Here is a 16,072-nt window from a genome sequence, read left to right on the forward strand (position 1 = left end):
CCGTCACGGCTCAGATCCGGCGCCCGAGGAAAGCGAGGTAGAGCCCGAGCGTTCCCATCAGGGTCTGCCGGTAGACGCCGCTTTTGCCGAGCAGGCGGAAGCGCCTGAGGACGCTGCCCTTGCGCGCCCTGATGAACAGGCGAAGGCAAAGTGCTGCGTCGCGTGAGATGAGGTCGCGATTGACGGCGAGAGCGCCGAGATTGCTGTCGGTCCAGATGGCGAACTGGCCCTTGAACAGACGCCCCAGCCTCGAAAGCCTGGCCTTCCACGAGACATTGGCGCCGACGAGGTTTGTCGCGTGCTGCCGATATCTGACCAGCGGCCGCGGCTCGTAGCGTACCCTGCCGCCGGCGGCGGTGACGATGAGGTAGGCCCACCAGTCGTGGCTGACGAATTCGGTTCTTGCCGAGGCCTTGGCCAGGAGATCGCGCGCCGCGCGGTCGAAGAGCATCGTGTTGCCGCCGGCGATGCTTTGTACCAACGCGTTGCGGAACGAAGGCGGGCGCCTAAACAACGGCGAAAAGCCCTCCGGAACGCCAGTCTCGGAAATGGTCGCCGTCCGCGAGCAGAACAGGAGCGGCGTTTTTTTATCCTCTGCCTCCATCCAGCGGATGGCGCTCTCCAGCCGGTCCGGCTCCCAGACATCGTCCTGGTCGCAAAAGGCGTAGTAGTCGGCATCGATGCGCGCATCGATGATCATCGAGCGGAAATTGGCGGCGAAGCCCTTTCGCGGGCCTTCCACGAGCGTCAGGGAGCCCTTGTTCCAGCGGGACCGCCACGCCTCGATAATAGAGATCGTGGCGTCCGTCGAACCGTCATCGGAAACCCAGAGATCGACGAGAGGCCAGGTTTGCGCGAGCAGGGACTGCAATTGCTCGCCGATGAAGGCCGCGCCATCCTTCGTGCCCATGAGAACGGCCACGCGCTGATCTTGTCCGGTCACGGCTGCAGAACCATTCAATTGCGGGGCGTTCGAGCGGGCTTCAATGGCCAATTGCAGGCGCAAGGCACAGGTCTAACCGATCTGCCGGCGGTTTTCGGCACCGCCCGCTCGCGTGCGCCGGCGACCTCCTCCTCCGCGCGGTAGAGCCCGGCTAGGATCGCAAGCGCCGCCGCCTTGTCCTGGTCCCGTATCGCGGCCTGCAGCGCCGGCAGCGCGGCCTCGATCCTTCCCCACTGTACGACATCGGTCCTGAGGCCGAAGATCTTAGCGGTGGCGAGCTTGACCACCTCCTCGTTCCCGCCATGCAGCGCCTCGTGCAGCTTCTCGCCCGGCCTGATGCCGGTGAAGCGGATCGGAATGTCGGTGTAGGGGCTTTTGCCGGCCATGCGGATCATGGTTTCGGCGACTTCCAGGATCGGCACCGGCTCACCCATATCGAGCATGTAAATGGCGTAATCGTCCCTGCCCTGGCGCTGCTCGGCGTCAGTGGCCGACATGATGACGAGGTCGACAGCCTCGGCCACTGTCATGAAATAGCGCGTCATGCGCCGGTCGGTGATGGTCACCGGCCCGCCGGCCTCGATCTGCGCCTGGAAGATGGTCGCCACCGAGCCGTTGGAGCCGAAGACATTGCCGAAGCGCACGGCGATGAATTTAGTGCCGGGCGCGCCCGGATGACGGACGACGCCGGCGTAATGGCCGTTTGCCGCGACGGCATGCGATCCGGTGCGCGCGGCATGCGTTTCATGCAGCGAGGAGACGATCTGCTCGGCCGCCCGCTTGGTGGCGCCGAGCACCGACGTCGGGTCGACGGCCTTGTCGCTGGAGATCAGCAGGAACTGCGGCACCCCGCATGCGGCGGCCACTTCGGCGCAGGCGAGCGTGCCGAAGACGTTGGTCTCGATCGCCGCTTCCCAGTTTTCCTCCAACAGCGGCACGTGCTTCAGCGCCGCGGCGTGGAAGACGATCGCCGGCTTGAACTCGCTGACGAGGCGCATCATGTGGGGCCGGTCGGTGACGTCGACGATGCGGCTGGTCAGCCTGTCGCGATGGTTGTCGTCGATCAGCTGGTCGAGCTGGAAGATGCCGAACTCGGAATTGTCGGCCACCAGCACCGCTTCGGCGCCGAGCTCCAGCGCGCGCTTGACCAGGATGCGGCCGATGGAGCCGGCGCCGCCGGTGACGAGCACGCGCTTGCCGCCGACGAAGGCGCCGATGCGCGCCGTGTCGGTGGCGACCGCCGAACGGCGCATGATGGTTTCCATCTCGACGGCATCGAGAACCAGTCTGCCGCCCTGCCCCAGTTCCGAAAAGCCGGAGAACTGGACGACGGCGACGCCGCTGTGGCGGGCGACGCGCACCAACTCGGCATAGTCATCGATCTCGCGATCGGCGCCGTTGCCGAAGATCAGGAGGTCGAGGTTTTCCGTGCCTTTGAGATATTCTTCCAGCACCTCGATCAGGCGCGGCCTGAGCGCCACGACCGGAACGCCCTGGATCTGGGTGCCGAGCGGCGCGTCGCTCTCGGTCGCCATGATGCCGGCGATGGCATATTCGGCCGGCACGGACGTGCGAGTGAAGCGGACGATGATGTCGGCCTCGCTCAGCCGGCCGATGAACAGCGCCTGCTTGATCGAGGCATCGCCGGCGGCGCGGCGAAGGATGCGCCAGGACGCGCCATCGCGCAGGAAGCGGTAGTAAAGCCTGGGGGCCGAAATGATGGTGAAGGAGACCAGGAAGAAGACGATGAACTGGCGCTCGTTGAGGCCGGCGACCGGCTGAAAGAAAGAGCGGTAGGCAATCGAGGCCAGGTAGAGGACCACAGTCAGGCTGCCGCAGCCCTTCAGGATGTTGAAGAAATCGGGCGTGGAGGCAAAGCGCCAAACGGTGCTGTAGAGGCCGCACGTGCGAAACAAGAGATGGGCGGCGAGCACGATGACCGCCCAGCAGGCCAGCCCGCCAAAGGAGAACGCGTCGAACGAAAGCCGCGACTGCGACAGGATAAGGCTGAGCGCCACCGCGACCAGGACCATGACGAGGTCCTGGACCATGATGATGGCGCGCCGCATTTTCGGCCGAAGTCCGGATACGGCTTCTATATACAAGGTCATTGGATAGTACTGAACTCCAGGCGCAAGAAAATGCACACTAAAGTGGCGCCAGACCTATCCGTCACCGACCACCTGTCTAATGTGCCGCATTCCCCCGCCCCACCGCCTATATCGCATAGCGCGGAGTCGAGGTTATCGCCAGAGGTTTTTTGCTTGCCGCCTGGTTAAGGCGCTGCTTCCGACCAAGTCGATTTGAGCGCAAGTACTTTCAAATTCCAAACGCTGGGCAACCGGCTGCACATTGTCCTTGTACGAAATGCATCTGCGGTAAATGCCGGCGGCCACTCGCTGTTTGCCAATGAGTTCCCATTCCGGCGCCCACGGGCCGTTCCAGTCGAAATGCTGGGAAATGAGACGTTCCCTGTCGAAGCATTGCGGATCTCGTTCGAGTATCCGGCGGGCTTCATCGGCGAGCGGAGCGTAGTTCTCGACGGCGGCCACTTTTCTCGCTCGGGCAGCCCGATCGAGCTGAATTTCCAGTTCAACAGCTCCCGCCACGTTTGGGACAGCTGCGGAGCAAAGGTGCCTCGCCACTTTTGCCGTCTTTTTCAGCAGTGCGGTGAGGGCCCGTCCATAGGCATAGGCCAAATCATGCATCGGGTTGTAGCCATCAACTGCGTCCGACACGATCTGAAGGTTTTTCGCACTTGCCAGATCCATATGTATTTTCGTCAGCACATCGATAAAAAAGTCGCTGTTTTGAGCCAGCAGCGCTTCGTACCAGACGGCATCAGGGATATCGCCGAATACTGCGCCGGGCGTCGCGCCTGCAGCCTCCACCAGGTCACGCGAGTACCGCGTTCGCGCCATTTGGCGACCGCCCGAACCGTCCGTAAGAAGGTAGACTCTAGGTTTTTCGCGCTCCAGCCAATGATGAATCCTGAGCTCATGTCCCGGATGCGCGAGAACCAGAACATTTTCTAGTTTTTCAGCCAATCGATGACTCCCTCCGAGTATTTGCAGAGCTTGTTTGGAAAACAGCTTGAAACTAAGACGTTACCATTAGCTCCTGCCTCGCTGTCGGTCGTTGCAGGCATTGCGAAACAAGCAAGGAATCGCCGTTTGCGGGTTCTTATCACCAATCTATCCCTATCGCACAACAGCGGGTCGGAAGCAGTCGTTGAATTGCTTGCTGACGGGCTTCGCAGCGCCGGGCATCAGACCATGCTGCTGGCTCCGACTCTTGGCGATATGGCAGACAGGATGCGTCAACGGGGACATCACGTTGTAGACCGGATCGCTGAAATCGTCGAAAAACCGGACGTAATCCATGCCCAACATTTGACGCCTTCCCTGACAGCACTTGCGAGGTTTCCTGATGTGCCTGCCGTATTTTCGTGCCACAGCGCCTCCTTTGAGGTCGAAGCCCCGATGCTTCATCCTCAAATACGCCATTGGATCGCCGTTGATGAAGCCTGCCGGCTCAAATGCCTATCGAGGGGGATACCCGCCGATCAACTGAGCCTCGTCTATAACGCGGTCGACCTCAATCGCTTCAAGCAGCGTCCGCGGCTGCCTGCTCGTCCCACGAGAGGTCTGCTTTTGACGAAAAATTTCGCGCATCAGGCAGCGGTTCGTGAAGCATGCGCAAAAAACAGCATCCAATTGGATGAGTTGGGGCCTGCCACGAAACGGTTTTCGCATCAGCTCGAACAGGATTTGCTTGGCTACGATATCGTGTTTGCGACCGCTCGCATGGCCATCGAGGCCGCGGCAGCGGGATGTGCCGTTGTCGTCTGCGACGCACGCGGCTTTGCGGGATTGCTCAACACCGCAAACATGGAGGCGTGGCGCCGAATGAATCTTGGCGTCGGTGTTTTGGCCAAGCCCACGACAGTCGAGAATCTGATCGATGCGATCTCCGGATTCGATGCAGGCGATGCCGCAGCGGTTTCTGCGTATTTTCGAAGGGTTGCGGGAAATGCGCATTTCATAGAGGAACATCTTCGAATCTATAGTCAGGCCATGCAAACGCACGAGGTACCGAATGCTGACGCGCGATTCCTCGCGACCGCCTCCTGGATTGAAGAGATTGGCGTCTCGCATCCGCGCAGAAGATGGTTTCACATCGTAAAGGAGTTGCATGGATGGCCGGATTCGCCAGAACCAACTGCGCTTCTGATGATGTTGCAATCAAATACCGAAATTCTGGAGGGCAATGCCGCCGCTTTGACGAAGCTGGGCGAACAGGTCGGCTCGATCGAGCTTGAAATTACGAAGAGTCGCCAGACCATGCTCGGCGAATCCAATTCACGCGCTGTCGCCGCTGAAGGCAGCCAAACCCTGCTGCGAGCAATTGATGATAAAGTTTCAGTCCTTGCAGCTTTTGTGACCGAGTTAAAACGGCTCTACAACGGCATCATCCCGCTGTTCATCCGAAAAATCCTTCTTTGGGCTCGCAGACGAGGTTGAACTTGGTCAAGTACGGTAGCTTGGGTCACACCAGCAATGGCCGGAACTCGTTCTTACCCCTGTCCTGTCTTGATCGCCTGACGTTTGCCCTGCGGCCGCTTTTCAAAGACAACGATACTGTCATAGATGCAGATTGAGTCCGTCCCACGGGTGAAAGCGTTGACCAGTAACGCGCCGCGCGCGTGATGTGCGTTGATCTCATCGAGCTTTCCTTTTGCAAACTCCATGAACGACCCTGGCTTGCGGAGCCCGCCACCGTAGTCATCCCAATAGCTCGTATGCGTGTCCTCGACGAAGTAGACCCCATTCGGCTGCACGTGCTGGTAGAGATGCTCAAATGTCGCAATGACATGATCCATCATGTGACTGCCGTCATCGATGACGATGTGGACGGGACCATACTTCTCGACGATCTGATCAAGGAGTTGAGGGTCATCCTGACTTCCAACGAAGACCTCAATCCCTTCGGACTCGTGCGCCTTGCATGCAGGGTCGATATCGATTCCAACAATTTGCGCACCTTCGCCGAAATAAGCTCGCCACATCTCGAGCGATCCTCCCTTGTAGACGCCGACTTCAACGACCACCGGCCTTCGGTTTCTGAACCTTTCGAAATGGCGTTCGTAAATGTCGAAATAGTGCAGCCATTTGTAGATCTCTTTGCCGCTGTTGTTCAAAAAGTACTGGTGCAAGAACCCGGCCATCGTAGCCCCCTTAGCCTCGGCGCCTGCCACCGCCAAAATAGTGCAGGCACCGGCGCATAAATCCGCCCATCGCAGTCCCCTTAGCTTCAGCGATTGCAGCCGCCAGCTGCTCTGGTTGTGATTGCACCCCCTCGCCGACGAGGTTGGCCCTTAGCCGTGCAAGCACCGGCTCCCATTCATTCGCGACCAAGGAAAGCGCTTCCCCAAGGTTTGCCTCGATCTCGGCGAACTCCATGTTTCCAAAGCGTTTAGCTGCTTCGAATATCCATGAAGGATCGTGTCCACTCTTACCGAAACCAGATACAACAGTGAGCCCGGTCCAGGGCGTGGCAATGGTGAACACGTCTAGGTCGGGGCGAAGCGCCTTGAGTGCCGGAACCATCTTCCAGACATCACCTGTGTGGAATTGCGTTGTCGGTGGAACCCTTTGCGTCGCATCGTCCAGGGCAACGGTGTCGTGCATGAGCAAGACCGAGCGAGGGTCGCAATAGCGTTCGAGGTTTGCAAAATCGCGCAATACCTGGTCGAAAGTGTGCAGACCGTCAATGAAACCCACGCCGACCGAGCGGCCGGCAAGCAAGGCGTCCGCCCCGCCGCGATCAAAGAAGGTGTCACTTGTCTCTGGAACGATGTAGGTTTCTGCGCTCAAGGGCACCGTGGCCCGTGGATTGGGATCGATCCCGATTGCAAGTGTCGGAGCCTTGATCTTGGAAAGCGATGCGCCGTCATAGACGCCTATTTCCACTATAACATCGGGCTTTAGCGTCGCGTAAAAACGCTCCAACCACTCGTAGTAGAAGGGCCCAGGCATCCGCACGCTGGCCAAGCCGACGTGGGCGCCGACAGTATCGGGGTTAAGGTCCAAAGCTTTGCGGTATTGGAGAGCTGCGCTTTCGTTCTCGCCGATGGCAAGATGTGCGTCGCCGATAGCAGTTAAATAGGCAGCACCTAGAACACGATTATGTCGGGCAAGAATGCCGGCAGACGAGAGAAGCCGCGACGCTGCAAGCTCGTCGGGCGCGCGCTGGCTCGCCATGCGAAGGATGTCTGCCGCCGCGTGGTAATTTCCTTGTTGAAACTGTCCTTTGGCCAAACCGACCAATGTCGCCGCCGCGTGGTTGGTCGGCGCCGATTCTTCTGGTGGTTTCAATTGCGCTCTGAAGCCGGCGGCGATGGCTGGCGCGACCCTGAAGGGGGTCGCAATTGTAGCGCGGGCAAGGTGCGGCGAAAGCGATGGAGGCAGCGATCCCACGAACGCGGAGGGGGTGTGAAAGGTAAAGTTCCCGGGCCCCCTCAATGCATCCCTTTCAGTCTTCCAGAGGATCCAGTTTTTTTGCTGCTGCTCGAGATTTGCGTTGGTGGACACGCCCCCGTGCAGTTGGTGAAATGTCGCCTCTCCCAAAGTGAGGATCAGCTTTGCCTGCGGAAGCCTCATCGCACGTTCGAGCGTATCGAGGTTGACGAGGCCGCCGCCCGGGTAGCTGAAGCGCTCATCCATGCCATCGATCGCCCGCCAATTCTCTCGGCTCATAAAGAGAGCATTTGCTTCGGATATCGGCGAGAACCACGGATCGACCGACGACTCATCCATCGTACCGATCTCGAACATCCGATACCCATCTTCTGGCCATCGGATCGATTGTAAAAGCGAATCCTCGACGGCTTGGGTATAGCCATTCCTGGGCGCATTGGCCTGAATGTCGCTTCCAAGATACCAGCCAGGCGCGGCCACGACGGCTGTCGGGGCCATGTCCAAGCCAATGCGACCGAAATGCACCAGGCCGGGTGTCACGATACGCGCACCATCTATCATCACGCCGATCTTGTCGCCCCTCGCCTCCTTTATCCCGAGATTGACGGCGGCCGCAGGCGAGGGAGATGCGTCATCAATGCGCAGCAGACGAAAGTTCGGCCCATATCCCGAGACCAGGCTCTCGCTGACGGCCGGTGATGATCCGTTATCGACGACGATTACCTCGTAGTCGTTCGTCGTCACGCTTTGCTGATAAGGCGTCGCGAGCGAAAGCAAGGTTCGGGGCAGTTCTCGGGGAATGTTATAAGCGACGACGACGACGGAGACGTGGTTCTGTTTCATCGCGCTTCCGTGGGCTCAGTTGTCGGCGGCAATTGACTTCTGCCACCAACCGCCTGTCCAGTCTATCTCGTGTATCTTAGCTTTGATGCGGTTACGTGCGCGGTAATCCTCGACCGCCTGCCGGCATGGCGGAAGCGCAAGGTCGTCTATAATCGCGAAACCGCCGGGCGAAAGCCTTGGATAGAGCGCTTCAAGGCTATCCATCGTCGACTCATACATATCGCCGTCCAGCCGAATTAGGGCGAATGGGCCGGCTTTCAGGCTCGGCAGGGTGTCACCGAACAGGCCTTTGACGAAGACTACTTGGTCATCCAAAAGGTCGTAGGCATCAAAGTTGGATTCAACCTGTGCCTGATCAATTGCCAACTGGCGGTATTCGTGCAGCCTGTCTCCCCGGTCGGCCGGAAAATTCTCAACGTCCGGCGGTGGCAGGCCGTCGAATGAGTCGGCGACATAAACCTTCCTATCCCTGACCCCATTGGCGGCCAGCACTCCCCTCATGAGGATGCAGCAGCCACCTCGCCAAACGCCGGTTTCAATGAAATCACCCGGCACGTTCTCATCAATGGCTCGTTGGACGAGGTCACGCACATTCGTCAAACGCTTAACGCCCGCCATCGAATGAGCAATAGTCGGCCAATCGCGGCCCAAGAGGCGATCCTCGCGATTAAAGGGGGTTGACTCTCCCACCTTCGAGGGATCAATCACCTGTGAACCGGACCCGTAGATTGTATTGGCAATGATCTTGATCAGGAGATCGGTGTAGAGACAGTTCATACTCGACCTTTTCGTCACGATTTCGAATCGAAATATGCTGCGGCGGCATCCAGCCGAAGTGCTACACCGCTCAAGTTTGACTTGGCAACAACTAGGCCTGCAGCTATGGCCTATCTCCATCGTCGTCAACTCGAAAGCACGGAGCCAGGACCGGCATTGGCGGTGCAGGCCGCAGTGAGATGCCGGCCAGCGTGTTCGGGCCGCAAGACCCGCCAAGTTGAGATAGACGACGTAAAACAGGACCTTCTCGGCGAAGCGAGCCGCAACCAGTTGGAGCCCCTGATGCTGACTGCCGACCAAGCGCTGGGCATGATCGAGACGCTCGACACTGCTGTTTTCCGAGTTGAGACTCAAAGCACCCTCAATGACCGCACCAGTTTCCTGCGGGTGCAGAACTTCGCCCGATCGGTGTTCGGCCGCTACGTCTATCTCGAAGTCGGCTCGCATATCGGCGGGAGCCTGTTCCCACACCTGATCGATCCGAGCTGTGAGGCGGCGATATCGGTCGATCCCCGGCCCGCGGCCCAGCCCGACGAACGCGCCGAGGTCTTTCACTACGCTGAAAACTCAGCGGCCCGGATGAGAGCCGTGCTGTCGGGTTGGCTTCCGCCCGCCGGAATGACCAAACTTACCACAATTGACAGCGACGTTTCCGATGTGCGTTCTGATGCGGTCGATCCGAAGGCGACGCTGGCACTGATCGACGGAGAGCACACGGACACGGCGTGTTTCTCGGACTTTGTCGGCGTTCTCCCACTCATGAACCCGGACTGCATCGTTTCTTTCCACGACGCCAACCTGATCGGTGACGCGATTCTCAATGCGGAGCGGTTTCTCAAACATCTCGGCATCACGCACGAAACGGTGTTCCTTCCCGACACGGTGGCCGTGATGGGGCTCGGCCGGCTTGCGTCTGCCGTCCGGGATCACCTCAAGCCATACGCGCAGGATCGTGCGACTTACCTAGACCAATCGCGCCGAGAACTTTGGTCCCATATAGCCAGGGTACACTCCATCAGCCTCCATGCCGAAGTGGAGCGTCTGCGCTCTGACAATTCGCAGTTGCTCGGGGAGATTGAGCGAGCGCGAGGAGCGAGCCGAGACGCTGAGGCCAGATTCGCCGCCATAAAGTCCAGCACGACCTGGCGGACATCCGCCCCTGTACGGGCGGTGGTCGATCTCATCAAACGTCGCTTCGCAAGTTAAGGTGCGCGATGAGCGTTGTTCGAGCTTACGATAAGCAGTGTCATGGACGAGATTTATTCAAGAGCCGCACGCGCCGCTCCAACCCAGCCCACTGCGGACGATGGATCGCCAAGCCGGAAGTTAACCATCACCGTACGCCGACAACCCCTTGCGCAATTCGCGAATGGTCTCGGTGTAGGCCCTGGGCCTTTCGTCATAGCCACGAAACCGCCAGGTCTGCCCGTCCGCAGTCTCGACGTGGGACGGACCGAGCGGCACTTTCCCCTGCCGTCCGGCAGGTCCAGCACGAGATTACAGATATGCCAGGCGCGCGCAGTGCGCCGGCCAGCGCCTGGCCTTCGGCAACGGTGGCGGACCTCAAGCATACGTTGATCAACCAGCCGTCGAGCTCGCCGCCCGCCGCTGCGGTCTGCGAGTCGCGCGGATGACCGCCGCAGACCGACATCGTGATGTACTTTGGATCGGCGCGGCCCTCGCCTGGTGGGTCAAGGAACAGGAGATCGCACCGCTATCCCGATGTTCGCTTTGCGAATCGCTGACGGCTTCACTACGACGCAGCGCGCTGCCATAAGCTTGTCGCAATGGCTATGAAAGAGGTGCTTGGCGGTCGTTACGGCGCGACACGAAGCACCAGAACACTAATTGTGGCACCACAACGATGATTTCGGCACTGAACGGCGCCCTTGACGATATCTTTAGGGCGATGAAGCTGCGAAGAGTATGGATTGCGCTCGCCCACGAAGATATCGGTGACCAGCACCGGCGCACCACGCTCGGACCGCTTTGGCTTCTGGTCAACTATCTTGCCTTCGCGGGAACATTCATTTTCGTATTCCAACCCGCCGGCAAGGATGCGGCCGGCTATTCCGCTTATGTGGCCATTGGCCTGATGGTGTGGTTTTACCTCATGGAGGTCATCTCCTTGAGCGTGCCACTCTTCAAGCGCGAGGAGAGCTTCATCGAAGGCACGACGCTGCCGCTATTCGTCTATGTGATGCGACTGACGGTGCAGTCGGCGATTCGCGCAGGCTATGCGGTTGCCGGATGCGTCATCATTCTGCTCATCAGTGGCCCGGCGTTGACACCTGCGTGGCTATGGTCGCTTGCGGGGCTGCTCTTGATTCTGGTGACAACACCGGCCCTCATCACGGTCTTTGCGTTTACCGGCGCATTCTTCCCTGACAGCGAATTCATCGTCGGCAACCTGATGCGCGTTGGGATGTTCTTCACGCCCGTCTTCTGGGTCTATAACGGGCGGGACGCCATACAAACATACGCATATCTCTGGAATCCGTTCTCTTACTTCCTGGACGTTGCGCGTATTCCGATCCTCATCGGTGAGTTTCCGAGCAACGCCTTCGCGGTCACCGGTACCGCGGCTTTGGTCATGTGGGCAATCGCGCTGCTCCTGCTTGGCAGATATCGCCGCCAGGTCGTGTTCTTGATTTGAGTTTGTGATGGTTTCCATAAAGCTGGACAACGTCAGCCTGGTCTACAAGCTGCATGAAAAGCTGACGCTTTCGGCGCCTGACCGGCGTTTGGGCGGGACAGGCGGCAGAATTGAAGGCTCCGGTCGAAAGCAGTTCGTCCAGGCGCTCGACGGCGTCAGCTTCGAATTGAAGGCGGGCGACCGGCTTGGCCTTGTTGGCCCGAACGGAGCCGGGAAGACGACACTGTTGAAGGTGCTCTACGGCATCTATGAGCCTTCCGGAGGAAGCATTGCCATCGAAGGCAAGGTCGACGCTCTTTTCAACATCAATATCGGATTTCGCCGTGAAGCGACGGGCCGCCGCAACATCGTGCTGCGAGGTCTCATCAACGGGTGGTCGGAAGCCGAAATCGAAGAAAAGATGGAAGACATCATTGCCTTCAGCGAGCTCGGAGATTTCATCGACCTGCCCTTCAAAGCCTACAGCCAGGGCATGGCCGCCCGGCTCGCCTTTTCGGTGGCGACGGCGCTCGACCCCGAAATCCTGCTGATGGACGAATGGATCGGCGCCGGCGATGCCTCTTTCCAGGAAAAGGCCAAGAGGCGCATGGACGAACTGGCCGAAAAGGCAGGCATCATCATTCTGGCGAGCCACAGCGAAAGCCTTATTCAAAGCGTGTGCACGAAGAGATTGACGCTCAAAGGCGGTCGGGTGGAGTCGCTCACGACGGAGCCGGCCAAGAGGGCCGAAGCGGTACTGGCTAGCTCTTAGGCTTACAACATTTCGCAAAATGGTGCGAAACTGTTGCGACGGAGCTGGAATCTCAATAGTTGTGCCCGTGGTTCTGGCTTTCCGCTATGTCCACGCTGTAAGATTTTCAGATGCGCTAAGTTAGCAACAACTGAACTTGCAGAGCGTTCTACCGCGCGAGCATGCTGGAATGAATAAGATACGCTGTTGAGTTGTTGATGACGAAGCCAAATGCCGTTCCGATGAACGATCTCAAGCGCCTGTACCAGCGTTACGAGGTCAAAATCGAGCGCGAAGTTGCGAGCACGTTGCGGTCCGGATGGTGGCTCAATGGCGCGGCAGGAAAGCGATTCGCGGCAAACTTTGCGAAATTTGTAGGTGTCTCTGATTGCATCCTTGTCGCGAACGGAACGGACGCCCTTGAACTCGCTTTGCGCTCGGCCGTCGGGCTCAACGACGCGCATGGGCGCGAGGTGATCATCGCGGCCAATGCGGGAGGATACGCGAGCTGTGCCTGCTGGCACAACGACCTCATTCCACACTACGTCGACATCGAACCGGCCAGCCAACTTGTAAGCGTCCAATCGGTGCTGGAAGCGGTGAGTGCCGACACCGCTGCGATCGTAGCCACCCACCTTTACGGTGGTGTTGTCAATGTTCGCGCCATCCGGACGGGGCTTGCCAAGGCTGGTCTGTCGCACATACGGATCATCGAGGATTGCGCCCAAGCACACGGTGCTCGCATCGGTGGTGAAATGGCTGGATCACTCGGAGATATCGCCACTTTCAGCTTCTATCCGACCAAGAATCTCGGCGCGATGGGTGACGGCGGCGCAGTCCTTACCTCCGATTCAAGACTCGCAGACCATGTTCGTAAGCTTCATCAATATGGCTGGAGCTCCAAATATCATGTGGGTTTGCCTGGAGGGCGCAATTCCCGCATGGATGAGGTCCAGGCAGCGATTTTGGATGTCCTTCTTCCGGATTTGAACAGTCGCAATGAACAACGCCGTGCCATCCTCAGCCGATTCAAGTCTGCTACCGGGCGCCGGCTGAAATTCCTCGACGGCGGCGACGGCGCCGTCGCGCACCTCGCGGTCCTACTCTGCGATGATCGGAACGCATTCCGGACGTTCATGAAGGACTGCGGTGTCGATACCGATGTCCATTATCCCGTGCTCGATTGCGATCAGGCCGGCTGGGCACACCTGCCGATGAAAGGGACCCATAATCTCGCGATCTCCCGGGCAAGTATCGGACGTCTTTGTTCGATTCCATGCTACCCGGACATGACGAGTGATGAGGTCGAGCACGTGTGCCTCGCCCTCGGCAAATGGGAGGCAATGTGACTGCGCGCTCTATTGTTTTTCCCATTTACCGCAACGAGCCAAACATTCCGTCCCTGCTGGAGGCTGTCGCCAATTTCCACGCCAGGTACGAGGGCGACATCGAGTTTGTCTTCGTCATCGATGGGTCGCCCGACCAGTCGGGGGGCCTGCTGGTTGCGGCCTTGAAGGACGCCGAATATAAGTACAAGATCATCTTCCACAGCCGGAATTTTGGCTCCTTCACGGCCATTCGGACCGGGCTTGAGCATGCATCGGGCAAACACGTGGCGGCGATGGCGGCCGACCTCCAGGAGCCACCCGAACTCATTATCGAATTCTTTTCGATATTGGAAAGGGACGCGGCCGACGTTGTGTTTGGCCGTAGAACCGGGCGAGACGACCCGTTTTTAGCGCGGCTCCTGTCCCGAGCCTTCTGGATTGTTTACCGCAGGCTGATTCTGCCCAGCATGCCGAGCGGCGGTGTCGATATTTTTGCCTGCAACCGTCAGGTGCTCGAAGCGATCCTTTCAATCGAAGAACCAAACAGCTCTCTTGTGGTTCAGTTGTTCTGGGTTGGGTTCAGGCGGGAGTTCGTGGCTTACCACCGGCGCGAGCGGGAGCATGGGAAGAGTGCCTGGGGCCTGGGGCGCCGGCTCAGGTATATGATGGACTCGATCTTCTCATTTTCCGACTTTCCGATCGTTCTTACACTCTGGGTAGGGATTGCAGGCTGCATCCTCAGCCTTGTGTTTGCTGCAATCACCGTCATCGCCCGCTTGCTGGGCAAGATCGACCCTGCCGGATACACGACACTGGTGCTGCTTATCGTGGGATTTGGATCAGCGATTCTCGCGGTGCAAGGCATCCTTGGCTGTTACCTTTGGCGAGCGGTCGAAAATACCAAATCGCGCCCATTGCGGATAATCAGCCGCGTCGTCGATGGATCCTCGGTATGAACGACAAACCATTTTTTGTTCATGATCGCGGTATCTGCGAAAGCACGCGCGTCGGCGATGGCACACGCATATGGGCATTTGCTCATGTCCTTCCCGGTGCCGTGATCGGCGCGAATTGCAACATCTGCGATCATGTCTTTATCGAGAATGACGTGACGGTCGGCGACGACGTCACGATAAAAAGCGGCGTTCAGCTGTGGGACGGCGTCCGTCTTGGCAACCGGGTCTTCGTCGGCCCCAATGTTGCATTCACCAATGACCGATTCCCGCGCTCCAAGCATTATCCGGAAACGTTTCTCCAGACGATCGTCGAGGACGGTGCATCGATCGGCGCCAATGCGACGATCCTGCCGGGAATAATTATAGGGCGCCAGGCAATGATCGGCGCTGGTGCCGTGGTGACCAAGAACGTGCCGGCCAACGCCGTGGTGGTAGGAAACCCTGCCGTGATCGTCGGCTATCAGACCGGCCCGCAGGTCGAGCCTGTGGTGACGCAAGTGACACCCGGCGCTGCCGGTGACAGGATGGCGCTTGGCGTCGGCGGATGCGAACTCTGGCGGCTGCCGCACTTCAGTGACCTGCGCGGCGAGTTGGCCCCGCTCGAGTTCGGACGGAACCTACCCTTCAAGCCCTTGCGCTCGTTTCTCGTTTATGGCGTTCCTTCCGACAAGGTCAGGGGTGAGCACGCGCACCGCCAGTGTCACCAGTTCCTGGTCGCCGCGCACGGCCGCCTGTCGGTGGTCGTCGATGATGGTCACGATAGGAGAGAGGTGTCTCTGGCAGATCCGTCGGTCGGCCTCTATCTGCCGCCCGGCGTGTGGGGTATTCAGTACAAGTTCCAACCGGATACTGCGCTGCTGGTCATGGCCTCGCATGCTTATGACGCGGGCGATTACATCAGGGACTATTCGGATTTCCTCGCCATGGTCAGGCCGGATGACCACTGACCGGATAGGCTCGGATGCGGTCCGCTTCCTTGTGGCAGGTGGATTGAACACCGCGCTGACGAGTGCCGTCTACTTTGCCGGCCTGACGGTCCTGTCGTCGGGCATTTCCTACACCATTGCTTGGCTGGTAGGCCTCGCATTCGTGATGGTGTTCTATCCGGACCGGGTCTTTCCCGGCGGGCGTACCGGCTTCGCGGACCGGCTGGCGGTCGGCGGTTCGGTCGCCGCGGTGTTTGTGGCCGGGTTGGCGAGCCTTCATTTTTTAGAGCGAGTGTTGCAAAGCCGAGCAGCGGCGTTCTTTGCAACGCTGGCCATCACCACGATGCTCAATTTCCTGGTTTCTCGATGGATACTCCGCAGACAATACTGATACGCCCTGCCACAATCCGGTCGGCTATCAATCTCTTTGCGAT

The 16,072-nt window shown here is 59.1% G+C and carries 14 protein-coding genes; 8 read left to right on the plus strand and 6 right to left on the minus strand.

The genetic code is table 11. The features are described from left to right. Positions 1 to 10 precede the first annotated feature (10 nt). The 3 genes from RFN28_RS22670 to RFN28_RS22680 form a co-directional block, all read right to left on the minus strand. Complete coding sequence (locus RFN28_RS22670) at positions 11 to 922, minus strand: glycosyltransferase family 2 protein (RefSeq protein WP_320289451.1); 912 nt, start codon at positions 920 to 922, stop codon at positions 11 to 13. Positions 923 to 957: 35 nt separating this feature from the next. Next, the gene (locus RFN28_RS22675) at positions 958 to 3,012 is read right to left on the minus strand and encodes a UDP-N-acetylglucosamine 4,6-dehydratase (RefSeq protein WP_320289452.1); all 2,055 of its coding nucleotides are present in this window, start codon (positions 3,010 to 3,012) and stop codon (positions 958 to 960) included. A 174-nt stretch (positions 3,013 to 3,186) separates the two neighbouring features. Continuing rightward, a complete protein-coding gene (locus RFN28_RS22680) occupies positions 3,187 to 3,990 on the minus strand; it encodes a hypothetical protein (RefSeq protein ID WP_320289453.1) in 804 nt (267 codons plus the stop codon). Positions 3,991 to 3,993: 3 nt separating this feature from the next. Here RFN28_RS22680 and RFN28_RS22685 point away from each other — a divergent pair, with 3 nt between their 5' ends. After that, positions 3,994 to 5,466, plus strand: a complete 1,473-nt coding sequence (locus tag RFN28_RS22685; protein WP_320289454.1) for a glycosyltransferase — start codon at positions 3,994 to 3,996, stop codon at positions 5,464 to 5,466. Positions 5,467 to 5,519: 53 nt separating this feature from the next. On the opposite strand, the gene RFN28_RS22690 is transcribed toward RFN28_RS22685, so the two are convergent. From RFN28_RS22690 to RFN28_RS22700, 3 genes are read right to left on the minus strand one after another with little or no spacing between them, the layout of a single operon-like run. Further along, positions 5,520 to 6,170, minus strand: a complete 651-nt coding sequence (locus tag RFN28_RS22690; protein ID WP_320289455.1) for a CmcI family methyltransferase — start codon at positions 6,168 to 6,170, stop codon at positions 5,520 to 5,522. 10 nt (positions 6,171 to 6,180) lie between these two features. After that, positions 6,181 to 8,265: a glycosyltransferase gene (locus tag RFN28_RS22695; protein ID WP_320289456.1), complete on the minus strand. Its 2,085-nt coding sequence runs from the start codon at positions 8,263 to 8,265 to the stop codon at positions 6,181 to 6,183. Positions 8,266 to 8,280: 15 nt separating this feature from the next. Continuing rightward, positions 8,281 to 9,042: a TylF/MycF/NovP-related O-methyltransferase gene (locus tag RFN28_RS22700; protein WP_320289457.1), complete on the minus strand. Its 762-nt coding sequence runs from the start codon at positions 9,040 to 9,042 to the stop codon at positions 8,281 to 8,283. A 282-nt stretch (positions 9,043 to 9,324) separates the two neighbouring features. Here RFN28_RS22700 and RFN28_RS22705 point away from each other — a divergent pair, with 282 nt between their 5' ends. The 7 genes from RFN28_RS22705 (at position 9,325) to RFN28_RS22735 (ending at position 16,029) form a co-directional block, all read left to right on the plus strand. Further along, positions 9,325 to 10,248: a class I SAM-dependent methyltransferase gene (locus tag RFN28_RS22705; protein ID WP_320289458.1), complete on the plus strand. Its 924-nt coding sequence runs from the start codon at positions 9,325 to 9,327 to the stop codon at positions 10,246 to 10,248. A 658-nt stretch (positions 10,249 to 10,906) separates the two neighbouring features. Next, on the plus strand, positions 10,907 to 11,698 hold the full coding sequence (locus RFN28_RS22710; protein ID WP_320289459.1) for an ABC transporter permease: 792 nt from the start codon (positions 10,907 to 10,909) through the stop codon (positions 11,696 to 11,698). Between the two features lie 7 nt (positions 11,699 to 11,705). Then, positions 11,706 to 12,449, plus strand: a complete 744-nt coding sequence (locus tag RFN28_RS22715) for an ABC transporter ATP-binding protein (RefSeq protein WP_320289460.1) — start codon at positions 11,706 to 11,708, stop codon at positions 12,447 to 12,449. A 197-nt stretch (positions 12,450 to 12,646) separates the two neighbouring features. Beyond that, complete coding sequence (locus RFN28_RS22720; RefSeq protein ID WP_320289461.1) at positions 12,647 to 13,777, plus strand: DegT/DnrJ/EryC1/StrS family aminotransferase; 1,131 nt, start codon at positions 12,647 to 12,649, stop codon at positions 13,775 to 13,777. After that, positions 13,774 to 14,712 (plus strand): glycosyltransferase family 2 protein, encoded by a 939-nt coding sequence (locus tag RFN28_RS22725; RefSeq protein ID WP_320289462.1) that lies wholly within the window; start codon positions 13,774 to 13,776, stop codon positions 14,710 to 14,712. Before RFN28_RS22720 ends, RFN28_RS22725 begins: the two co-directional genes overlap by 4 nt. Beyond that, a complete protein-coding gene (locus RFN28_RS22730; protein ID WP_320289463.1) occupies positions 14,709 to 15,659 on the plus strand; it encodes a WxcM-like domain-containing protein in 951 nt (316 codons plus the stop codon). The genes RFN28_RS22725 and RFN28_RS22730 overlap by 4 nt, the downstream gene beginning before the upstream one ends. After that, a complete protein-coding gene (locus RFN28_RS22735) occupies positions 15,649 to 16,029 on the plus strand; it encodes a hypothetical protein (protein WP_320289464.1) in 381 nt (126 codons plus the stop codon). Before RFN28_RS22730 ends, RFN28_RS22735 begins: the two co-directional genes overlap by 11 nt. Positions 16,030 to 16,072: the final 43 nt, after the last annotated feature.

The organism is Mesorhizobium album (assembly GCF_033977205.1).
In the GTDB taxonomy this organism is placed as follows: Bacteria; Pseudomonadota; Alphaproteobacteria; order Rhizobiales; family Rhizobiaceae; genus Mesorhizobium; species Mesorhizobium album.